Origin of the sequence: Ensifer sp. R-19 (assembly GCF_049905105.1) — a bacterium.
Classification (GTDB): Bacteria; Pseudomonadota; Alphaproteobacteria; order Rhizobiales; family Rhizobiaceae; genus Ensifer.
Window position 1 is genome coordinate 2,558,183 of record NZ_CP184569.1, and the last position, 21,442, is coordinate 2,579,624.

The following is a 21,442-nucleotide window of genomic DNA, read 5'->3' on the forward strand; positions in this document are numbered from 1 at the left end:
TCAGCTCTTCCCATCATAACCCCTGCCACCGGCCGTCGCGCTTCATCGCCTCGATCTCGCGGATCGCCTTTTCGCGCTGGCGCTCGCGGCGGATGATGTCGGTGACGGCGGCATCGTCGGATTTGTCGGTGTAGCGGAATTCGCTGTCGGCGTAGCGGTTGATCTCCTGCAGCACCATGTCGATGGTGATCGGGCCGCGTAGCGCCTCGATCATCGCTTTCTTCTCGTCGTAGCTCTTGTGCATGAACGAGCCGGCATCCCTGAACCAGTCATCCGGCAGCTCGACATCCATGGCGCGCAGCTTGATCGCGTCGGTGATGTTCTTGATCGCGCGGCCGGTAAAGCGCGGCTCGGCCTCCTTGATCATGTGCAGATAGGCGCCGACATCGGCGAGCGAGGCGAGCGCGCCCCGTTTCTTCTGGTAACGCTCCCAGACGGCGATGAGGCCATCCTCCTTCGGCCGCGCGTGCTCGGCATAGGATTGCGACACGGCCCGCTTGATCTCCTGCCCCTCGAACAATTGGTGTTCGCCGAGCGGGATCTTGTGGTTCTTGCCAACGAGCAGCGCGAAGATGTCGACATAGTCGTCTTCCGTCTGCGGCCCGTCGACCAGCCAACGGGCGCCGGCGCGCTGGCGCAGCGCATCGTCGACATTCTCGGGATAGTTGGAGAACATGCCGAAGGTGCAGTTGCCGCGCACCACCGTCGAAGCACCGGCGAAGCTCTCCATCAGCACCGCCGTCACCTCATGCTGGCCGGCGGAAGCGCGATCATCGGAGCGCTTCGCCGCCACCTGGTCGACATCGTCGATCGTGCCGAAGCCGATCGCGCGCGGGTTGATGACGTTGTTGACGAACTCCTTGCAGTTCTGGCCCGATTTGCCCTGATAGGAGGAGATCTGGTCAACGCCGAAATTCTCGTAATGGAAGGCGTAGCCGGCAATCTCGCAATATTCGTTGAGCATGCCGGCGAGCATCTGGATCAGGATCGTCTTGCCGGTGCCCGGCATGCCGTCGCCGATGAAGGTGAAGAGGAAGCCGCCAAGCTCGACGAAGGGGTTCATCTGCCGGTCGAAGTCATAGGCCATCAGCATCTTGGCAAGCTTCAACGCCTGGTACTTGGCAATGTGGTTGCCGATGATCTCCTCGGGCTTCTTGAAGGTCATCACCAGCGGCTTGCGCTTCTGGCCCGGTGCGACATCGAAGCCGTTCAGCGTGAAATCGTCCTGGTCGAGCCGGATATGCACGGTCTCGAAGCTCTGCAGTCCAGTGAACCGCGCCTTGCGCGCGATCAACCCCTCGACTGCCACGCGCGAAAAGGCGCGCGCCCGGGCGGTCAGCGCCAGATCGTCAGGCGCCCCGGCAATGCCGCGGTCGAGCGCCGAGATGAGGCTCTTCAATGCGTCCTGCGGCGTGTCGAACAGAAAGTCGGGCTCGACCGCATCGTCCACCGGCTCGCCCTCACCTGAAAGCGTCGAGCCGAGATAGGCGGCAAGCGTAAACGCGGCGACATAGGCAGACGCCGAAAGCAGCGCCTTGAACTGGTTGGCCTCATCTCCTCCGAGCGGCGATGTGGCGTTTTTCGCCTGCAGTTGCTCGAGGTTTGTCTGCCGCGCAAAGACGTCGGCCACGGCGAGCGCCACCTGAATACCGCGGCGTGTGCGATAAAGCACGGCGTGCTGGGCCGGCGACAACATCGGATCGCCTTGGCGCACTGACTGAATGGTCTTGGTCAGCTCGACTTCGCGTGTGCGCCGCTGGCCACCGGTCGAAACCGTCGAGACGAAGCGGCGGCCGGTGCCGGCAAGCGTCGTCCCGGCGGATGCATCCTCGCGCTCCAGAATGATGAGCTTCGTCACCAGCCCCTGCGCCACCGCCTGATGCTTGGCGATGTCGTCCTCGTGCAGCGTCGTCAGCCCCGTATTGAGTGTCATCGTCAAACCTCGCTTACGACCTGGTTGCCGGAAATGACGTGGACCTTGTAGTCGCCGAACACCTGTTCGGCCTCGCCGGCGGCATAGAGCGCCTGATAGGCGTCGTGCGGCACCAGCGCGTGCTTCTCGTAGGAGGAGACACCCATGCGCGCCGCTTCCAGATTGGCGGTATCGATGTGGAACTCCTCCTGCGCCGGCGTCGATGACCAGAAGCCGCGTTTGGCGGGCCTTTCGGCCTTGGAGAAGACCTCCTGCACGGTCCAGGTCAGAAGCCAGGCATTCTCGGTCTTTCGCACCTTGGAGAGGATGTCGTTGATGCGCGCATTGTTCTCGGTGATCCCGGCAGAATAGAACGGGCCGAGCACGATGCGGCGCAGCTGCTTCGGATGGAGCTCGTCAAAATCCTTGTCGAGATTGGTCGCGATCGTCACCGGGGTCAGCGAATAGCTGCTGTTCTTGGAGGCGAAATCGTCGAAGCGGCTGGCGAGATCTGGATTGAGCAAACCACCAACCGGCAACGGGATCTCGACCTGCGGATTGAGCTTGCCGTCCTCGGTCACCAGCATCTCGACGATCTTCTCGGAGGAATCCTCGATCGTCGCCATGTAGACCATCGGCAGGGTATTGGCGCCGTCGAAGGCGCCCCAGCTCACGATGTAATAGGGACGCATCGTCTTGGAATTGACGGCGACGCGGATGGTCTCCGGCAAGATAAAGGGCGAGAAGATCTCACCCTTGCCGATCTGGTCCAGATAGAGCCGCTCGGCCATGCGCGTCTGCAACGCCTCGGGAAAGGCCTTCTGACGGAGGATGAAATCGACCATCTCGTCCCTCAGCGCATCGGCCGTGGGAATGTCGGCGAGGCGCTTTGCCGCCGTCTGGCGATCGTTCTCCAGTTCCAGCACGTTCTGGAACACCGGAAAACCGCTTTCGGCGCGCGAGATCCGGAACTGATCGACGAAGCCGATGCGGTTCTCCCAGCAGTCGATCGACGCCTTCAACCGGCCGAGATAGGGGACGATCACTTCGCCGACGACGGTGTTGCGATAGAGCGGCGAGTTGCGGTCGCCGAGAAAGAGCTCGAGCCCGGCGAGTGCGGCGTGGATCGACGCGAAATATTGTGCGACAGCGGATGAAGCCGCGACTTTCATGCAAATCCCCGTGGCGCGTGCCAGACGGCAAACTCGGTTCCGATCATTCGCCTGCCGATCACTGCTTCACGTAGTTGGCAGTGTTGTGCTTGTCCATGACAGCCTGGAAGCGACGGGCAAAGGCGTCGTCCGCCAGCTTCTTGCGGCGCTGGATATCCTGCGTCGAAAGCATGTTCTTTTCATGCATTTCGAGGAGATCGCCGATATGGCGCTGCGCAGCGGCACCGATGCCGGCCATCGTCTCTTCGGCGGCGGTGTCGACCTGGCTGCCGAGCGTGTTGATCTTGTGGGCGACATCCTGCTGGGCAGCCGTCTTCAAGGAGTCTTCCAGCGCCTTGTAGAGCACGATGCGCTGTTCGGTATCGATCGTCAGCTTGTTGATCAGCGTGTTCTGCGCGGCGATCTGGTTGTTGAGCGAATCGACGAAGGTCTGGAACATCGCGGTGTAGCGTTCGAGCGTCTGGCTCTCGGCGAGCAGCTCCTGTTCCTTGGCCTGCTTCTCGTTGTATTCGGTGGCAAGCGCCGAGCGTTCGCCTTCGAGCTCGGTGCGGACCTTCTGCTCCGTGGAGGCGGCAATGCGGTTTTCGATGTCGAGCAGCAGGGGGTTCAGTTCCTCGATGCGCTTCTGCACCTCTTCGAGGTTCGCCATCGTACCCTTGCGGCGCTCGATCACCTGGATCAGGCTCTGCTCCGAGGTCTTGTAGCGCTGGTCGAGGACCGACTTCTGCTCCTTGAGGATGCCGACGATCATGTCGGACTTCGACAGCAGCTCCTGCAGGTTGCCGGCAAGCGACATGTTGCGCACGCGGTCGGTGCGCATGCGCTGCATCTTCTGCTTGGAGAAGATGCCGATGAACTTCTCATAGCCGGTATAGTTCTTCATGCTCTCGAATTCGGAGCCGAAGACATTGGTCGCATCCTCGAGGCCGATGATCAGGTCGGCAATGTTGGCTTCCATCACTTTCTGCTGGTTGATCACGTCCTGGATGCGGGCGTTCTCGATGTCGAAGTTGACGTCGCCGAGCTTGGTCTCGGCCTTGGCGAATTGCTCCAGCACCACACCGGATTGCTCGAGCTTGCCGCGCATCTGTTCGACGACGCCTTTCGTCTTCTCGATCTCCGCGTCAAAATTCTGAAGAGTCGCCATGTCCTGCCCCTCGATCCACCGTGGCGCGATCCGCCAGCCCAGCCGAATTATTCAGCCTTCGATTGCAGTTATATAAAGGGTGTTTATGGAAAGAGAACAAGCCTGCCGCAGCGGCTTTTTTCGATCAAGCGTTGCAGCGAAGTGCTTGAGATATCGAAGGCATTGCCTATTTGGCGGCCGGCGGCGCCTTGAGATAGGCGATCACGTCGGCAATGTCCTGAGGTTTCTTGAGACCGGGAAAAGTCATCTTGGTGCCGCCGACCATCGCCTTGGGGCTCAAGAGATATTCGCTCAGCGTCGCCTCGTCCCAAACGTGCCCCTCGGCGCCGAAGGTCTTCATCGCCTCGGAATAGTTGTAGTCGGCAACCGACGCCACCGGCCGGCCGACCACGCCCATCAGGCTCGGGCCGACGCGATTGACCGGCTCGCTGGCGGTGTGACAGGCCGCGCACTTGCGGAACACCGCGGCACCCGCCGTCGCGTCGCCGCCGGCGTGGGCAGCCGGAGCTGCGACACCAAGACAGAGGAAAAGACTGGAAAGCAGGCGCCGCATCGAAAACCTCTTGCTGACAGGACCCGACGAGAATGGCACCGCGACCAAGGCGGCCGCAAGCGGCCAGTCGGTCGCACTCACTCGCAACGCATCAGGTCGTCCCAATGGCGCCGGCAATAGGAGACGTATTTCTCGTTGCCGCCGACATCGACCTGGGCACCCTCGCGCACCACCTTGCCCGTACCATCGAGACGCACGACCATCGTCGCCTTGCGGCCGCAATGGCAGATGGTGCGCACCTCGCGCAACTCGTCGGCGAGCGCCAGCAGCGCCATCGAGCCCGGAAACAACTTGCCCTGAAAATCCGTACGTAGGCCATAGGCCATGACCGGAATGCCGATCCGGTCGGCGACCCGCGCGAGTTGCCAGACCTGCGCCTCGTTGAGGAACTGCGCCTCGTCGACGAAGACGCAGGCGATCTCGCCGGCACCATCGGAATGAAGCGTTTCGATCAGCGTATAGATGTCGTCATCGCCATGGAACGGAATGGCGTCGGAGGCAAGACCGATGCGCGAGGAGATGCGGCCTACCCCTGCCCGGTCGTCATGCGCAGCGATCAGCATCACCACACGCATGCCGCGCTCCTGGTAGTTGTAGGAGGCCTGCAACAGCATCGTGCTCTTGCCCGCGTTCATCGTCGCATAGCTGAAATAGAGTTTGGCCATCTTCACCGCGTCCGGTTTCCGTCTCCCGGGTAATGACGAGCCTTGTCCCGGAAGGCCAGAGCGTGTTTGCGGCACCCACAGTTTTTCGCCGGACTAGACCATTTCGTGGACAATGCGACATTCAGCGTCGCATCGTGCACCCCCTCAGCATATTGACGCAATACACTTCCTTCGACATCAAAGCGCTTGAATTCGCTATCCAATGGTGTTTGGCTAAAACAATAATAGAGGCAGGGGAACGACAACGATGAAAAAACGACTCTCTCTCAAACTGATGCTGGCGGGCGCCGTTTCGGTCGTCGCCCTCGCCGCTGGACAGGCTGCAGCTGCCGAGCCGGAAAGCTGTGGTACCGTCCGTTTCTCCGACGTCGGTTGGACGGACATCACTGCAACCACCGCGACCGTTTCCACCGTCCTCAAGGGCCTCGGCTACCAGACCGACATCAAGGTTCTCTCGGTTCCGGTCACCTACACCTCGCTCAAGAACAAGGACATCGACGTCTTCCTCGGCAACTGGATGCCGACCCAGGAAAACGACGTTCGCCCCTATCTCGACGACAAGTCGGTCGAATCCTTCGGGCCGAACCTGGTCGGCGCCAAGTACACGCTGGCGACCAACGCCAAGGGCGCTGAGCTCGGCATCAAGGATTTCAAGGATATCGCCACCAAGAAGGACGCGCTTGAAGGCAAGATCTACGGCATCGAGCCCGGCAATGACGGCAACCGCCTGATCATCGACATGGTCGACAAGGACACCTTCGGCCTCAAGGGCTTCGAGGTGGTCGAATCCTCCGAACAGGGCATGCTGGCGCAGGTGTCCCGCGCCGAAAAGGATGGCTCGCCGATCGTCTTCCTCGGATGGGAACCGCATCCGATGAACGCCAACTTCAAGCTGACCTATCTTTCGGGCGGCGACGACATCTTCGGCGCCAACTTTGGCGGCGCGGAAGTCTTCACCAACGTGCGCGCCGGCTACACCACCGAGTGCCCGAACGTCGGCAAGCTGCTCACCAACCTCAAGTTCTCGCTCCAGATGGAAAACGAGATCATGGGCAAGATCCTGAACGACGGGCAGGAGCCGGACAAGGCTGCCGAGGAATGGCTGAAGGCCAATCCGACGGTCGTCGATCCGTGGCTTGCCGGTGTGACCGCCAAGGACGGCGGCGATGGCCTGGCCGCGGTCAAGGCCGCTCTTGGCCTCTGATCGGCATCAAGGCGGGGAAAACCCCGCCTTTTTTCACCGCGTCATGCGCTCCTTTTGACCTGACGAGACGGATTTACCTTCGTGGAATATCTGACCGATAACCGCATCCCCATTGGCGGCTGGGCCAAGGCGTTCGTCGACTGGCTGACGACGAATTTCGAGCTGTTCTTCGACCAGCTCGCTCGCTTCCTCTCCGGCGTTGTCGCCGTGCTGCTCTGGATTCTCCAGACCCCTCACCCGCTGATCGTCGTTGCCGTGATCACGGCGGCTGCCTGGTGGTTCCGCCGCTCGATCGGCGTAACGCTGTTCACCGGCCTCGGCCTGCTGCTGATCATCAACCAGGGCTACTGGAAGGAAACAACGGAAACGCTGGCTCTGGTGCTCGCCGCCAGCTTCGTCAGCATGGCCGTCGGCGTTCCGCTCGGCATTGCCGCCGCCCGTCGCGCCTGGATCTATGCCATCATGCGGCCGATCCTCGACCTGATGCAGACGATCCCGACCTTCGTTTATCTGATCCCTGCGCTGATCCTCTTCGGTCTCGGCATGGTTCCCGGCCTTATCGCCACCGTGATCTTCGCGATCCCTGCGCCGATCCGCCTGACCCGCCTCGGCATCATCTCGACGCCGCCGTCGCTGGTCGAGGCCGCCCAGGCCTTCGGCGCAACGCCCGGCCAGGTGCTGCGCAAGGTGGAACTGCCCTTCGCCATGCCTCAGATCATGGCCGGCCTGACCCAGACGATCATGCTGTCGCTGTCGATGGTGGTGATTGCCGCCCTCGTCGGCGCCAACGGCCTTGGCGTTCCGGTCTTGCGAGCCCTGAACTCGGTGAATGTCGCCAAGGGCTTTGAAGCCGGCCTCTGCATCGTCATCCTGGCGATCATCCTCGACCGCCTTTTCCGCTCGTCCGACGAAGGAGAAGGCGCATGACCACCGCCGTCGTATTCAAGAACGTCGATATCATCTTCGGCAACAACCCGCAGATCGCGCTGCAGATGGTCGACCAGGGCAAGACCCGCGACGAGATCGGTGCCGAAACCGGCCTCGTGCTCGGCGTCGCAGGCGCCTCGCTCGAAATCACCGAGGGCGAGATCCTGGTGCTGATGGGGCTTTCGGGCTCCGGCAAGTCGACCTTGCTTCGCGCCGTCAACGGCCTTGCGCCGGTGGTGCGCGGCGACGTCGAGGTGAAGACCTCGAACGGGCCGCTCAATCCCTACCGGACCAATGCGAAATCGCTGCGCGACTTCCGCATGCACACGGTCTCGATGGTGTTCCAGCAGTTTGCGCTCCTTCCCTGGCGCACCGTTGCCGACAATGTCGGCTTCGGCCTCGAGCTTGCCGGTATGCCGGACGCCGAGCGCAAGGCGCGTGTCGGCGAACAGCTCGACCTCGTCAACCTGACGAAATGGGCGGGGCGCAAGGTCAATGAGCTTTCGGGCGGCATGCAACAGCGCGTCGGCCTCGCCCGCGCCTTTGCCACCGGCGCACCGATCCTGTTGATGGACGAGCCGTTCTCGGCGCTCGACCCGCTGATCCGCACGCGACTGCAGGACGAACTGCTCGAGTTCCAGCGGAGGCTGAAGAAGACCATCATCTTCGTCAGCCACGATCTCGACGAGGCGTTCCGCATCGGCAACCGCATTGCCATCATGGAAGGCGGACGCATCATCCAGTGCGGCACGCCGCAGGATATCGTCAAGAATCCAGCCAACCAGTATGTCGCGGATTTCGTTCAGCACATGAACCCGATCACCATGCTGATGGCGAAGGACGTGATGCAGACCGGCGTGCAGCGCGGCGCGACCGTTGCCGGCGTTACCGCCACGGCCAAGCCGACGACACCGCTCGTCGACATTCTCGACGCCATGTCCCGCCAGCCGGGCAGCATCGGGGTCGTCGACAACGGCTCCGTCGTCGGCACCATCGACGCCCAGGACATCGTTCAGGGATTGACGCGGCACCGCAACAAAAGTTGACGAAGCCGCTCATCAAGCCAATAAAAGCCCGGAGCGTCGTTCCGGGCTTTTTTCGTCACAGCATGTTTCCTTAAAACGTAGCCGATTTCAGGATAAAAACATGCAGCCATTCAAAGTGCTACGGCGACCTTTGCGCGTCTGATAAGACGCGGCGCTGTAGGCATTGATGGCATGGCAGGAAAGGTTCAAAGACATGAGCGACAAGCCGAGCGTATTGCGCGACACCGATGACGAAGCCCGCACGCTAGCCCGCACGCTGCTGCGCGGCGCGCGCAGCGGCTCGCTCGCCGCGATCGAGCCTGACAGTGGCGGCTTTCCCTTCGTCAGCCGCGTTCTTGTCGGCATGGATGTCGACGGCGTACCCGTCATCCTGATCTCGAAGCTGTCCACCCACACCCAGGCGCTGCTTGCCGATATCAGGGCCTCGTTGCTGACCGGCGAGCCCGGCAAGGGCGATCCGCTCGCCCATCCCCGCCTCACGGTGCAATGCACGGCCGAACAGGTCGCTCGCGACAGTGAAGCCCATGCGCGCATCCGCGAGCGATTCGTTCGCCGTCACCCCAAGTCGAAACTCTACGTCGATTTCCCCGATTTCGGCTTCTTCCGGCTGAAGCCCTTGCGCGCCAGCCTCAACGGCGGTTTCGGTCGCGCCTATGTGTTGACCGCGGAAGATCTGCTGATCGACACGCCCGCCATCGCCTCGCTCGCCGCCACGGAAGCCAGCGCAATCGAGCACATGAACGCGGATCATTCGGACGCCGTGCAGCACTATGCGGTCAAGCTCTGCAATGCGCCGGAAGGCAATTGGAAGATCGTCGGGATCGACGCCGCCGGCCTCGATCTTGCAGATGGCGATCGGCTGAAACGCCTTGAATTCCCGGCACCTATCGAAGACAGTTCCAATTTACGGGCAATTTTGCGTGAACTTTACGGTTAATCGCGGGATAGCTACCCCCATTTCTTGCAGTGGGTGGTTGCCCTTTTATGCATCACGACTAATTATCATGCTTCGTCAACCATAATTACGCGTGATGTACTTTTCGCATGGAGCACGCAATGCAGCCACTTTCGCCTGAAAAACACGATGAAGCCGAGGTAGCAGCCGGTTTCCTCTCGGCCATGGCAAACCCTAAGCGCCTTCTCATCCTCGATTCCCTCGTCAAGGAAGAGATGGCAGTCGGCGCATTGGCCAACAAGGTTGGGCTGAGCCAGTCGGCTCTCTCCCAGCATCTTTCGAAGCTCCGTGCCCAGAATCTCGTCAGCACCCGCCGCGATGCGCAGACGATCTATTATTCGAGCTCATCCGACGCAGTGATGCGGATTCTAGGCACGCTCAACCAAATCTACGGCGACGAACCGATCGTCACCGCAGAAAAGACTCCGGTCCGCAAGTCGGCCTGATATTCGGTTCGCTCTGCGAACCCGTCGAACAGCCCCACACGAGAAATCGCGCGGGGCTTATTCTTTTCAGCAGGGCGCCACCACATCCGGCTTCTCCACGGACGTTTACCGAGCCTTGAGACTTCGGCGGCACCATGCGCCGCAGCAGGGTCGGCCGGAGCAACGGACACAAGGGAATGCGTGACAAGGTCCGTTGGGGTATTGCCGGAACCGGCACAATCGCAAACAGTTTTGCATCGGATTTCCGCTTCGCGGGTAACGCGACGCTTGTCGCGGTCTCATCCCGCAGCGCTTCGAACGCCGCGGCTTTCGCCACACGCTTCGGCGGAATCCGCAGCTCTCACGATATCGGCGCGCTCGCCGCCGCCCCCGACATCGACGCGGTCTACATCGCCTCGCCCAATGCGCTCCATCGCGACCATGCCGCCCTCTTCCTCGCGGCCGGCAAGGCGGTGCTGGTCGAGAAGCCACTGACGACATCAGTCGCCGACGCGCGCGCCCTTGAAGACGCAGCCGCCATCAGCGGCACCTTCGCGATGGAAGCGCTGTGGACCTGCTTCCTGCCGGCAATCGCCGAGGTTCGCGCACGCCTGCGTGCAGAGAGACTCGGAACCATCCGACATGTCCGGGCGGAACTTGCCTATGAGAAGCCGTTCGACCCAAACAACCGGTTCTTCGATCCGGCGCTGGGCGGCGGTTCTCTGCTTGATCTCGGCATCTATCCGATTGCGCTTTGCCTGAACCTCTTCGGTCAGCCGAAGTCCATTGGCGGCAACTGGAGAAGCGCGCCCACCGGCGTCGATGTCTCTGCAGACGTCAGGCTGGCCTATGACGGCTTTGATGCTGACCTCAGCTGCGGTTTCGATCGAGACGGCCACAATCGCTTCGTCATCGACGGCGAGCGCGGCACGCTCGTCATCGACGCGCCATTCCTGAAGGCAAGCCGCCTGTTCGTCGCCACCAGCGCCCTGGCACGCAAGCTGCTGACATCGACGGGGGAAACGTTTTTCAGGGCTGCGCGGCGAATCCCCCTGCCCGGTCTCAAACGCTTCGACCATGCGTTTCCCGGCAACGGCCTGCAATTCGAGATCGAGGCCGCCAGCGCGGCCATTCTGGAGGGCCGGCGCGAGCATGCGCTGATGCCGCTATCGCGCAGCATCGAAGCGCTGGAGATCATCGAGGCGATCCGCGCCAAGGCACCCCACGCCTGAACAATGGACCGACGCCCATCCCGAAGAGTTCCTAGAGATCGAGTGGACGATAGTCCCGCCAGCCGCTGTTGAGCGCGAGCACGACCTCGGTCAGATGCCGCGCCGTCGCGCCGGAGAAGAATGGTGTTTCGCCGCGGTTGATCGCATCGGCCTGAACGGCAATCCCCCGCACGAAATCGATCTGCGACGGAAAGGCCGGAAGCGCCGGCGCTGACGATGTCTTGGGGTAGCGCACCCTCATACCGGGGTAGAGCCGGATGGGCAGCTTGCGCCCCATCTTCCATTCCAGCCAGTCGAGCCCGCGATGTACTAACGAGCGCTTGGCGCCGAACGCTTCGACATGAACGGGCGAGCGATTGTCCCAGAGATCGCGAACCACGATCGTGCCCTTGTCGCCGATAACAGTCATCGACCGGTCGCGCGGTGCCGCCAGGCCGCAGGTGACGCGCGCCGTCACGCCCGAGCGGAACGTCAGGCAACCCACCGAGAAATCAGGGCCGAGCGTTAGCGTCTCGGTTCCCGGACCCTTGTCCGGAAAGGTCAAGGCTGAAATGGCGCTGACCTCGGCGACCGGCCCGAAGAGCGAGACGAGCCAGCTTGCGGCATAGCCCGCGTGCTCGAGCGTGCAGCCAACCTCGAACTCGTGCACGCCCGGCCAGCGGGCGCCCGAGCGGCTGCGCCAGGCGCGCCAGTTCGCCTTGAAGACCGGCCCATCCTCCATCTCGGCATAGACCAGACGTGGCGTGCCGATGGTCCCGGCCGCAAGCAGGTTCGCACAGAGCGCCTGCGCATCACTCAGGCCATTGGCCGGCGCGCCGGCAAGTACCAGAGCACGCTCGCGGGCAAGCGCGACCAGTTCGCTCGCCTCCTCCACCGTCATCGCCAGCGGCTTCTCGCAATAGACGTGCTTGCCGGCGGTGAGAGCGGCACGGTTGACCGCGTAATGGCTTTCCGGCGTCGTCAGATTGACGACGATCGAGACGGTAGGGTCGGCGAGCACCGCATCCAGCGAGGCATAGGGCGAAACCTTCCAGTAGCGCGCAAAGGCGTCGAGACGCTCCGCGTCGCGATCCCAAACGCCGGCGAGCCGGAGCTGCGGATGGTTGGCAAGCGTCGTCATGTAATAGTCGGCGACGAAGCCGGTTCCGACAAAGGCTATTCCGGTCACGCTTTCAGTCTCCTACCGCAATTCCAGGAAAAGTGTGAAACGGTTTTCCGTCCGGAATTGCGTAATTTCAAACAGTTAGAGTATTTCACTGTTTCAATGAAACAGTGAAATACTCTAGCGCGCATCGGCAAGGAACGAGGCGACATAGACGAGCGGCGCATTCCAGTTGATGGCGATTTCATTGGATCCATAGGCTTCGATGTCGTCGGCATAACACGTCTGCGGCGCACATCCCTTCAGGTGTTGCCGTGCGACGTCATCGACGAACGTGGAATTCGGACCGCCGGCGAGAGAGCCAACCGGCGGGTTCGGCAGTTGCGGGTCCCGCTGGTGCGCATACCAGCGACTGTGCTGATTCTTGGGCGCGCGGGTGCCATAGCCGGTGACATAGGACAGCGCCATGGCATTGCGGCCGAGAATGTAATCCATGCCCTCGCGCGCACCATCGAGAAAGCTCTTCTCGCCGGAGAGATCGAAAGCGGCCGACAACACGATGATGTTCTGCAGCATCAGCTGGTTCGATCCCCAGTCGTAGCGTCGGCCCTCGGGTCGGTAGACGAGCCCGAAGGGCTCTGCTTGCTGCACCGACAGGAAATGCCGCGCTGCCGCAAGCACCGCGTTTCGGATCAGTTCACGCTCGTCGTCCGGCGAGCCCGTACCATAGAGGGCCAGTTGCAGTCGCGCGAAGCCTGCGACGTTGCGCCAATCGAAGGCGCCGGCGGGAGACAGCGTATCCGCCGCCCAAAGCGGCGACGCCCGCAGCACATCGAGATAGGGCTCGTCACCGGTCGTCAGATAGAGCTCGGTCGCCGCCCAGAAGAGCTCGTCCGAAATGCTGTCATCGTCGTAGTCGCCACCACCGGCAAGTCCGTCCGATTTTGGCGCAAGGAGTGCGGGATTGGCGTTGGCCGCCACCCACGCCTTGCGCGCAGCCGCGAGCAGCCGTGCCGAGAACGTCGGATTCTGATCGGCGAAAAGCCGGGCGCCCTGAGCCGCGACGGCTGCGACATCGAGCGTTGCGGCAGTCGACGGGCGGTAAAGCGCCCGCGGCTGCGGATCGTCGCTCGGCAGCATCGGCGGCGCGGTCCAGGTGGTGTCGTGGACTTTGTGGTGCACCATGCCGGCGAGCGGCTCGCCATCCGGAACCATCATGCGCAACAGGAACTCGAGCTCCCACCGCGCCTCGTCGAGAATGTCGGGCATGCCGTTGCCGTTTTCGGGAATGCGAGAGAGACCGTCGCGCGTCACCGGCGAAGCCGCGAAATAGACATGCCCGCGCTCGTAGGCGGCAAGCAGTTGCGCTGCGGACAGGGCGCCGGTCACCGCGTATTTGCCGTGGTCGCCTGCGTCGTACCAGCCGCCGGAAACGTCCAGCCGATAGGAACAGGACCAGCCGCCGTAAAGCACCTCGGCCTGCTTGCTGTCGAGGCATGAGACTGCCGTATCGCCCTGGTTCGGCGCCACGCCGACATGGCCCGCGGACCGGGCGTAGGCCTTGCCGGCAATCGCTGCCTTGATCTCGATGCCGCTACGCTGCGGATAGAACCAGGAAAGCGCATCGACGCGCAGACGGTTATAGAGATTGTCGCCGATCGAGAAGCGGTCACTCGCCCAATCGCCGGACACGAGACGATAGCCATCGCCAGCCGTTGCGAAGGATGAGAAATCCGCGACCTGCGTTTCGACGCCCGCCATCGGATCGAAACCGCTTGGTTGCGTCTTGCCCTTGCCGACGACCTTGTCCTTGGCGTCGAGCAGCTGGAAATCGATGGGGCGCTTCACATCGGCAATGAAGGTCGCGCGCTTCGGACCGCCGGTGAAGTAACCGAGCTGGTTGACGCGAATGGCAGGCCCCTCGGTCGCGCGCTTCGCCGCCTGTGACACGGCGCCGGTCGCGACCAGCGATACATCATCAAGACAGATGCGACCGGCCTCCGCACCCCCGAGCGGCAGCACCAGTTGCGCCTCATCCGGTTCGGTTGCCTCAAACTCCACGGAGAACGGACTGCCGCCCGGCGACCCCACCGTCGTAAACTCGGCAACGGCGGTCCAGGGATCTGCGGCCCGCTGCACCCTGACAGCGATCGCCCGCGCCGGCTTGGCGGCAATCCTCAGCGACAGGCGATAGATGCGCCCGGGCACCAGCGTCAATCCATTGACGCCGACGATCTGGCTCCAGACTTCTCCACCGCCCTGGACCTCCACGCAGAGCAGCCCACCCTCCCGCTGGAGGGTCAACCCGTCGCTCGCCCAGAACGTGTCCTGCCCCTTTTCAAAGCGACCGTCGGCGATCAGTCCGGCAGCGACTGCCGGAGCTGGCAGGAAGAGCGCCGCAATTGCCGCGTGTACTATCCCGAACCTCGACACGTCCCAGCTCCCGATTGGTCAGGCCGGGCCGCGGGGGGCGCATACCCATTCACGGGCGGCCATGGGCCCGGCAAGGCATGGCAACGCAGCGTTGCCGCAAACAAGTTAAGCTAGAGAAAATTTCCAGTCAGAAGACAAAAATTCGCCACCCCAAAGGCTCTCTGTGCGGGGCTTCCGAGGCTTGACGCGTCCCGGGGCGCTGATAGTTTGACCAAAGGGTAAAAAATTCAGGCGGCGGACGCCGCCTGACGAAGAACAGACCGAGGAGAACTGCAATGTCGAACCGTCTCAACACCCCGAACGATCTGCGCGCCTTCTGGATGCCGTTCACCGCGAACCGGCAGTTCAAGAAGGAACCGCGCCTGTTCGTCGGCGCCAAGGACATGCACTACACGACCCATGACGGTCGGACGGTTCTGGACGGAACGGCAGGTCTGTGGTGCGTCAACGCGGGCCATTGTCGCCCGAAGATCACCGAGGCGATCCGCGAGCAGGCGGGCGAGCTCGACTATGCGCCGGCCTTCCAGCTCGGCCACCCCAAGGCCTTCGAGCTCGCAAATCGCCTGGTGGATATCGCGCCCGAAGGCATGAACCATGTTCTCTATACCAACTCCGGTTCGGAATCGGTCGATACGGCGCTGAAGGTCGCGCTCGCCTACCACCGCGCCAAGGGCGACGGCTCGCGCTTCCGCCTGATCGGCCGCGAGCGCGGCTATCACGGCGTCAACTTCGGCGGCATCTCGGTCGGCGGCATCGTCTCCAACCGCAAGATGTTCGGCACGCTTCTGACCGGCGTCGACCACATGCCGCACACGCACCTGCCGGCGCAGAACGCCTTTACCCGCGGCGAACCGGAACATGGCGGCGATCTCGCGACCGAGCTCGAACGCATCGTCACGCTGCACGACGCCTCGACCATCGCCGCCGTCATCGTCGAACCGGTGGCCGGCTCCACCGGCGTGCTGATCCCGCCGAAGGGCTACCTGCAGAAACTCCGCGACATCTGCACCAAACACGGCATCCTGTTGATCTTCGATGAAGTCATCACCGGGTTCGGCCGCCTCGGCACGCCGTTTGCCGCGCAGTATTTCGACGTCAAGCCCGACATCATCACCACGGCCAAGGGCCTCACCAACGGCGTCATCCCGATGGGCGCCGTCTTCGTCACCTCCGAGATCCATGATGCCTTCATGAATGGCCCGGAGCACATGATCGAGTTCTTCCACGGCTACACCTATTCCGGCAACCCGATCGCCTGCGCCGCCGCGCTTGGCACGCTCGACACCTACAAGGAAGAAGGCCTGCTCACCCGCGCCGCCGAACTCGCCCCTTACTGGGAAGAGGGCCTGCACTTGCTGAAGGACTGCCCGAATGTCATCGACATCCGCAATCTCGGCCTGATCGGCGCGATCGAACTGCAGCCGATCGCCGGCGAACCAACCAAGCGCGCCTTCTCGGCTTTCCTCAAGGCCTATGAGAGCGGCCTCTTGATCCGCACCACCGGCGACATCATCGCCCTGTCGCCGCCGCTGATCATCACCAAGGCGCAGATCGACGAACTCTTCGGCAAGCTGCGCGCCGTTCTCAACAGCAACATCTGAGCAGGCTGACCGCCAACGATCTTGACCCTTTCCCCGGCGACGGGGGAAGGGTTACTCTTATCTGCCACATCGAACCTGGGCGATCACACCGATCGCACCGGGCGCCAAAGAAAACTGGAGTTGCCTCATGTCCGAAGCGCTGGAACGTTACATCGATCAGGGCGTCGGGCGCGAACCGGCAGACATCGTGTTGAAGGGTGGGCGCTTCTTCGACCTCGTGACCGGCGAACTCGTCGCCTCCGACATCGCGATATCAGGTGACCGCATCGTCGGCACCTTCGGCAACTACGACGGACGCGAGGAAATCGACATTTCCGGCCGCATCGTCGTGCCCGGCTTCATCGACACGCATTTGCACATCGAATCTTCGCTCGTGACACCGCATGAATTCGACCGCTGCGTCCTGCCGCTCGGCATCACGACCGTCGTCTGCGACCCGCACGAGATCGCAAACGTGCTCGGTACCGAAGGCATCCAGTTCTTCCTCGATTCGGCGCTCGAAACGATCATGGACATCCGCGTCCAGCTCTCGTCCTGCGTGCCGGCGACACATCTGGAGACGTCGGGCGCCGATCTGCCAATCGAAAGGCTTCTGCCTTTCCGCCACCATCCAAAAGTCATCGGCCTCGCCGAGTTCATGAATTTCCCCGGCGTCGTGCACAAGGACCCGGTCTGCCTCGCCAAGCTCGACGCCTTTCAGGGCGCGCATATCGACGGCCACGCGCCGCTGCTGTCCGGCAAGGACCTGAACGGCTACCTCGCCGCCGGCATCCGCACCGACCATGAATGCACCTCGGCTGAGGAGGCGATGGAGAAGATCCGCAAGGGCATGCACATCCTGGTACGCGAAGGCTCGGTCTCCAAGGATCTGCACGCGCTGATGCCCATCATCACCGAGCGCCTGTCGCCGCATCTGGCGCTCTGCACCGATGACCGCAATCCGCTCGACATTGCCGAACAGGGCCATCTCGACCACATGATCCGCACCGCGATTGCCGCCGGCGTCGAGCCATTGGCGATCTACCGCACCGCCTCGATCTCGGCCGCCCGTGCTTTTGGGCTGCGCGACCGCGGGCTCGTCGCGCCCGGCTGGCGCGCCGATCTCGTGGTGATCGACACATTGGAAAACTGCAAGGCCGAGACGGTGTTTTCCGGCGGCCGCCGCGTCACCGATGCGCTGTTTGCGACCCGAAACCCGGTTGAGCCCGTCGGCCTCGACAGCGTCAAAGCCGGCCATGTCCATGCCAGTGCCTTCGGCATCCCCGTCTCGGATGGCGATACGTCGGTCATCGGCGTGCTCCCCGGTAAGATCATCACCGAACACCGCCGCTACCGCCTGCCGGCCGTCGGCAACCAGACCGGCCTCGACCTCGGCCGCGATATCATCAAGGTCGCGGTGATCGAGCGCCACGGCGTCAACGGCAACCACGCCAACGGTTTCGTCCAGGGTTTTGGGCTGAAGAAGGGCGCGATCGCCTCGACCGTCGGTCATGACAGCCACAACATCTGCGTCGTCGGCGTCAATGACGAGGACATGGCGATCGCCGCCAACCGGCTCGGCGAGATCAAGGGCGGCTTCGTGGTGGTCGAGGACGGCAAGGTGACCGGAGAGATCGCGCTTCCGGTCGCGGGTCTGATGAGCCTCGAACCTTACGAGTCCGTCCGCGATACGCTGCATCACCTGCGCCACGCCGCTTTCGCCCTTGGCGCGACGCTGGAGGAACCCTTCCTGCAACTCGCCTTCCTGCCGCTGCCGGTCATCCCGCACCTGAAAATCTCCGACCGCGGACTGGTCGATGTCGACAAGTTCATGCTGATCGGGTGAGTTCCATCCCTGCCCGCGGGATCCTCAATTGTCTGCCACGGCCGGCGACAGTTCCTTGCGGAAATAGACGACCCGCTCCGTCTCCTCGAAGCCAAGCGCCATGTGCAGGCTCTGGCTCCTGAGATTGTCGGTCGCCGTGTCGGAAGCGAGTTCCTGGCATCCTTGCGATGTTGCCCAGCGTTCCACCGCCGTGATCAGCGCACGCGCGACGCCGCGACGACGATATCCGGGCAACACATAAATCCCTTCGAGAAAGGCCACGGGCGAGGTTTCGCAGCCGTTGACATAGTCCCGGCGGATCGACGCCTCGGCAAAACCGGCGGCAACACCAGCCTCGTCCTCGCAGAGGAACGACGCATAGCGATCGGTCTCGGCAAGAGAGGACTCGACTTCCGCGCGGTGCTCCGCTTCCGGCGTATCCGGCCAGAGCGCCAGACGCATCTCGACCCAGCGGCCGATGGTTTCGCCATCCATCAACAATACGCGCATCAGAGCTTCCCGCAGAAGGCCGATAATCCGTCAATCTGGATGCTACCCGCTCCGAGGCGCGCCGGATATCCGGGCAAATCCAGGGGCTCGACGACAGCGGGGACCAGAAACGCCTGCGGTTCGCGGGTGAGATTGAAGACGAAGAGCAAGCGCTCGCCATCTTTTTCGCGAGCGAAGGCCAAGAGATCGCTGTTGCTATCGAGGAAATGCATCGCGCCATCGTGCAGAACCGGTCGCGATTTGCGGAAGGCGAGCGTCGCGCGGTAGTGGCCAAGCACCGTATCCGCGCCTTCGGCCATGGCATCCACGGCCAGGCGGCGGTGTTCAGCCGGAACCGGCAGCCAGGGCTTGCCGCCGGTAAAGCCGGCATTGGCCGCCGCCTCTTCCCAGACCATCGGCGTCCGGCAGCCATCGCGGCCCTTGTAGGAGGGCCAGAAGCGGATGCCATAGGGGTCGCGCAGGTCCTCGAAAGCGAGTTCCGCCTCCGGAAGTCCCAGCTCCTCGCCCTGATAGAGACAGATCGACCCGCGTAGGCTCGAAAGCAGCGTGATGGCGAGCCGCGCCACCCTCTCCCGCTCTGCTTCGTTCCGAGCGAAGCGGCTGACGTGGCGCGTCACGTCGTGGTTGGAGAAAGCCCAGCAGACCCAGCCGTCGGTGACGGCCTTCTGGAAATTCTCGACGCAGCGGCGGATATGGGCCGCGGTGAAGTCCGGACCGAGCAGGTCGAAGGTGTAGCACATGTTGAGCTTGTCGCCGCCGCCGGTATAGGCAGCCACGGTCTTCAACGAGCGGGCGCCGTCGCCCACCTCGCCGACCGTCATGCGGCCCTCGTAGCGGTCGAGCAGCGCCCGGAACCGCCTCAGGAAAGCGATGTTTTCCGGCTGGCTCTTGTCGTAGAGATGGTCCTGCATGCCATAGGGGTTGACGTCGGGAGCGTCGTTGCTGGTGGCGTCCGGATCGGGAACGAGCGGCGGGTTGTCGCGCAGATACCGGTCGTGAAAATAGAAGTTCACCGTGTCGAGGCGGAACCCGTCGACGCCGCGATCGAGCCAGAAGCGGGCGGCATCGAGCACCGCGTCCTGTACCGCCGGATTGTGGAAGTTGAGGTCCGGCTGCGAGCCGAGGAAATTGTGCATGTAGTACTGCTTGCGCACCCCGTCCCACTCCCAGGCGGGGCCGCCGAAGATCGACAGCCAGTTGTTGGGCGCAGTGCCATCCGGCTTCGGATCGGCCCAGACATACCAGTCGGCTTTCCCGTTCGTCCGGCTCGAGCGGCTCTCAGCGAACCAGGGGTGGCGATCGGAGGTGTGGGAAATCACCTGGTCGATGATCACCTTGAGGCCGAGACGGTGGGCCTCACCAAGCATCTCGTCGAACTCCGAGAGCGTGCCGAACATCGGATCAACGTCGCAGTAGTCCGATACGTCATAGCCCATGTCGGCCTGTGGCGAAGTGAAGAACGGCGACAGCCAGATCGCGTCGACGCCAAGCGAGGCGATATGCGGCAGCCGCCGGGTAACGCCCTTGAGATCGCCGATGCCGTCGCCGTCGGTGTCCTGAAAGGAGCGCGGATAGACCTGGTAGATCACCGCGCCGCGCCACCAATCGTCATTCGATGCCTGCCGAGACGTCATGAAATGCCCCTTGAAGACCGATGCTCCACGCCAGAGCGGGATGATGAGGAACCAAGGTGTATCGCCGCCCGGCGCGGGAGTAAACGCCGTTCCTTCCTCTCGGTCCGCCGCGAGCCCTTCACCAGAAACAATCTCTTGCCGAGATCGGCTGAGCCCCTTATCCCGTCTCAGGCGAAATCTTGTGAGGAGGAAAGTCGTTGGCCGGGAAGATGCTTGCGATCGGGGAGTGCATGGTCGAGCTCATGCAGGCGGAAGGCGGGCTGCTGCGTAAAGGTTATGCCGGCGACACCTTCAACGCCGCCTATTATGCGCGGCTGTTCATGCCTGATGACTGGACCGTCGGCTATTGCTCCGCGGTCGGCACCGACACGGTTTCCGACGAGATGCTGGCCTTCATGGCGGAAAAGGCGATCGACACGTCAGCCGTGCGCCGGATCGAGAGCCGCTCGGCCGGGCTCTACATGATCCATCTGAAGGACGGCGAGCGCAGCTTCTCCTACTGGCGTTCGCACTCGGCAGCCAAGCTGCTCGCCGACGATGCCGATCATCTGAGAAGCGCGATCGAGGGCTCGGACCTGATCCTCTATTCCGGCATCACGCTGGCGATCCTTGCACCCGACGCGGTCGAAACGCTGCTGTCGGAACTGCGCCGTGCGAAAGCGGCCGGCAGCCAAGTGGTCTTCGACCCGAACATCCGCCCGCGCCTCTGGGACGACGCCGAGCGCATGCGCCGGACGCTGACCGATGGCGCCCGCGCCGCAACCCTCGTCATGCCGAGCTTCGACGACGAGGTCACGCATTTCGGCGACGCCTCCATCGAGGCGACGATCGCGCGTTACAGGGGCCTTGGCGCCACCAATGTCGTCGTCAAAGATGGCGAGAAGGGCGTGACGCTCGCCTTCGGCGATGCGCCGATTGAGCACGTACCGGCAACACCGGTCGAACGCGTCGTCGACACCACCAGCGCCGGCGACAGCTTCAACGGCGCCTTCGTTGCCCGCCTTGTCGCCGGTGATCAACCGGCTAAGGCCGCCGCCTTTGCGGCAAGTGTCGCCGCCGGCGTCATCGGTCATCATGGCGCACTGGTCGCCAGGGAGAGGCTACCTGCCGCTTGAGCGGC

18 protein-coding genes are annotated in these 21,442 nt (G+C 62.9%); 9 read left to right on the plus strand and 9 right to left on the minus strand.

The genetic code is table 11. From position 1 onward, the window contains the following. Positions 1-13 precede the first annotated feature (13 nt). The 5 genes from ACN9MO_RS12575 to ACN9MO_RS12595 all read right to left on the minus strand — a co-directional run bounded on the left by ACN9MO_RS12575 (position 14) and on the right by ACN9MO_RS12595 (position 5,449). Positions 14-1,933, minus strand: coding sequence for an AAA family ATPase (locus ACN9MO_RS12575; protein ID WP_112994334.1), 1,920 nt, complete (start codon positions 1,931-1,933; stop codon positions 14-16). Between the two features lie 2 nt (positions 1,934-1,935). Beyond that, complete coding sequence (locus tag ACN9MO_RS12580; RefSeq protein WP_112994333.1) at positions 1,936-3,084, minus strand: hypothetical protein; 1,149 nt, start codon at positions 3,082-3,084, stop codon at positions 1,936-1,938. Positions 3,085-3,142: 58 nt separating this feature from the next. Beyond that, positions 3,143-4,231, minus strand: coding sequence for a hypothetical protein (locus ACN9MO_RS12585; RefSeq protein WP_110879312.1), 1,089 nt, complete (start codon positions 4,229-4,231; stop codon positions 3,143-3,145). Between the two features lie 166 nt (positions 4,232-4,397). Further along, positions 4,398-4,784, minus strand: a complete 387-nt coding sequence (locus tag ACN9MO_RS12590; protein WP_057254321.1) for a c-type cytochrome — start codon at positions 4,782-4,784, stop codon at positions 4,398-4,400. Between the two features lie 77 nt (positions 4,785-4,861). Next, complete coding sequence (locus ACN9MO_RS12595; RefSeq protein ID WP_058321163.1) at positions 4,862-5,449, minus strand: thymidine kinase; 588 nt, start codon at positions 5,447-5,449, stop codon at positions 4,862-4,864. Positions 5,450-5,696: 247 nt separating this feature from the next. Between ACN9MO_RS12595 and ACN9MO_RS12600 the strand changes: the two genes are divergently transcribed. The 6 genes from ACN9MO_RS12600 (at position 5,697) to ACN9MO_RS12625 (ending at position 11,238) form a co-directional block, all read left to right on the plus strand. Continuing rightward, positions 5,697-6,653 carry a choline ABC transporter substrate-binding protein gene (locus ACN9MO_RS12600; RefSeq protein ID WP_057253031.1) on the plus strand — a complete coding sequence of 319 codons (957 nt, stop codon included), beginning with the start codon at positions 5,697-5,699 and terminating at the stop codon, positions 6,651-6,653. A gap of 81 nt (positions 6,654-6,734) precedes the next feature. Continuing rightward, positions 6,735-7,580, plus strand: coding sequence for a choline ABC transporter permease subunit (gene choW, locus ACN9MO_RS12605; protein WP_057253029.1), 846 nt, complete (start codon positions 6,735-6,737; stop codon positions 7,578-7,580). Next, entirely contained in the window at positions 7,577-8,626 is a 1,050-nt protein-coding gene (gene choV / locus ACN9MO_RS12610) for a choline ABC transporter ATP-binding protein (protein WP_057253027.1), read from the plus strand. Before choW ends, choV begins: the two co-directional genes overlap by 4 nt. Positions 8,627-8,819: 193 nt before the next feature. Beyond that, positions 8,820-9,563 (plus strand): HugZ family protein, encoded by a 744-nt coding sequence (locus ACN9MO_RS12615; protein WP_112994366.1) that lies wholly within the window; start codon positions 8,820-8,822, stop codon positions 9,561-9,563. A gap of 119 nt (positions 9,564-9,682) precedes the next feature. Next, positions 9,683-10,027 (plus strand): ArsR/SmtB family transcription factor, encoded by a 345-nt coding sequence (locus ACN9MO_RS12620; protein ID WP_057253023.1) that lies wholly within the window; start codon positions 9,683-9,685, stop codon positions 10,025-10,027. 176 nt (positions 10,028-10,203) lie between these two features. Beyond that, complete coding sequence (locus tag ACN9MO_RS12625; RefSeq protein ID WP_162727963.1) at positions 10,204-11,238, plus strand: Gfo/Idh/MocA family protein; 1,035 nt, start codon at positions 10,204-10,206, stop codon at positions 11,236-11,238. Between the two features lie 31 nt (positions 11,239-11,269). On the opposite strand, the gene ACN9MO_RS12630 is transcribed toward ACN9MO_RS12625, so the two are convergent. Both ACN9MO_RS12630 and ACN9MO_RS12635 read right to left on the minus strand, forming a co-directional pair. Next, positions 11,270-12,358 carry a Gfo/Idh/MocA family protein gene (locus tag ACN9MO_RS12630; protein ID WP_425987122.1) on the minus strand — a complete coding sequence of 363 codons (1,089 nt, stop codon included), beginning with the start codon at positions 12,356-12,358 and terminating at the stop codon, positions 11,270-11,272. Positions 12,359-12,520: 162 nt separating this feature from the next. Beyond that, positions 12,521-14,773, minus strand: coding sequence for a glycoside hydrolase family 9 protein (locus ACN9MO_RS12635; protein ID WP_113133447.1), 2,253 nt, complete (start codon positions 14,771-14,773; stop codon positions 12,521-12,523). A gap of 275 nt (positions 14,774-15,048) precedes the next feature. On the opposite strand from ACN9MO_RS12635, the gene ACN9MO_RS12640 reads away from it, so the two are divergent. Further along, complete coding sequence (locus tag ACN9MO_RS12640; RefSeq protein WP_113133446.1) at positions 15,049-16,374, plus strand: aspartate aminotransferase family protein; 1,326 nt, start codon at positions 15,049-15,051, stop codon at positions 16,372-16,374. Positions 16,375-16,501: 127 nt separating this feature from the next. Beyond that, positions 16,502-18,199 (plus strand): adenine deaminase, encoded by a 1,698-nt coding sequence (ade, locus tag ACN9MO_RS12645; protein WP_057253014.1) that lies wholly within the window; start codon positions 16,502-16,504, stop codon positions 18,197-18,199. Between the two features lie 24 nt (positions 18,200-18,223). On the opposite strand, the gene aac(6') is transcribed toward ade, so the two are convergent. Together aac(6') and ACN9MO_RS12655 are read right to left on the minus strand one after the other, a co-directional pair. After that, positions 18,224-18,688 (minus strand): aminoglycoside 6'-N-acetyltransferase, encoded by a 465-nt coding sequence (gene aac(6') / locus ACN9MO_RS12650; protein WP_057253013.1) that lies wholly within the window; start codon positions 18,686-18,688, stop codon positions 18,224-18,226. After that, entirely contained in the window at positions 18,688-20,322 is a 1,635-nt protein-coding gene (locus ACN9MO_RS12655) for an alpha-glucosidase (protein ID WP_113133445.1), read from the minus strand. Before ACN9MO_RS12655 ends, aac(6') begins: the two co-directional genes overlap by 1 nt. Positions 20,323-20,519: 197 nt before the next feature. Here ACN9MO_RS12655 and ACN9MO_RS12660 point away from each other — a divergent pair, with 197 nt between their 5' ends. Further along, positions 20,520-21,437 (plus strand): sugar kinase, encoded by a 918-nt coding sequence (locus ACN9MO_RS12660; RefSeq protein ID WP_112994328.1) that lies wholly within the window; start codon positions 20,520-20,522, stop codon positions 21,435-21,437. The last annotated feature ends 5 nt before the right edge of the window (positions 21,438-21,442 follow it).

Bases quoted from the DNA above. Each gene is read 5' to 3' on its own strand.
- ACN9MO_RS12575 (WP_112994334.1), bottom strand. From the start codon at position 1,933: ATGACACTCAATACGGGGCTGACGACGCTGCACGAGGACGACATCGCC.
- ACN9MO_RS12580 (WP_112994333.1), bottom strand. From the start codon at position 3,084: ATGAAAGTCGCGGCTTCATCCGCTGTCGCACAATATTTCGCGTCGATC.
- ACN9MO_RS12585 (WP_110879312.1), bottom strand. From the start codon at position 4,231: ATGGCGACTCTTCAGAATTTTGACGCGGAGATCGAGAAGACGAAAGGC.
- ACN9MO_RS12590 (WP_057254321.1), bottom strand. From the start codon at position 4,784: ATGCGGCGCCTGCTTTCCAGTCTTTTCCTCTGTCTTGGTGTCGCAGCT.
- ACN9MO_RS12595 (WP_058321163.1), bottom strand. From the start codon at position 5,449: ATGGCCAAACTCTATTTCAGCTATGCGACGATGAACGCGGGCAAGAGC.
- ACN9MO_RS12600 (WP_057253031.1), top strand. From the start codon at position 5,697: ATGAAAAAACGACTCTCTCTCAAACTGATGCTGGCGGGCGCCGTTTCG.
- choV (WP_057253027.1), top strand. From the start codon at position 7,577: ATGACCACCGCCGTCGTATTCAAGAACGTCGATATCATCTTCGGCAAC.
- ACN9MO_RS12615 (WP_112994366.1), top strand. From the start codon at position 8,820: ATGAGCGACAAGCCGAGCGTATTGCGCGACACCGATGACGAAGCCCGC.
- ACN9MO_RS12620 (WP_057253023.1), top strand. From the start codon at position 9,683: ATGCAGCCACTTTCGCCTGAAAAACACGATGAAGCCGAGGTAGCAGCC.
- ACN9MO_RS12625 (WP_162727963.1), top strand. From the start codon at position 10,204: ATGCGTGACAAGGTCCGTTGGGGTATTGCCGGAACCGGCACAATCGCA.
- ACN9MO_RS12630 (WP_425987122.1), bottom strand. From the start codon at position 12,358: ATGACGACGCTTGCCAACCATCCGCAGCTCCGGCTCGCCGGCGTTTGG.
- ACN9MO_RS12640 (WP_113133446.1), top strand. From the start codon at position 15,049: ATGTCGAACCGTCTCAACACCCCGAACGATCTGCGCGCCTTCTGGATG.
- ade (WP_057253014.1), top strand. From the start codon at position 16,502: ATGTCCGAAGCGCTGGAACGTTACATCGATCAGGGCGTCGGGCGCGAA.
- ACN9MO_RS12655 (WP_113133445.1), bottom strand. From the start codon at position 20,322: ATGACGTCTCGGCAGGCATCGAATGACGATTGGTGGCGCGGCGCGGTG.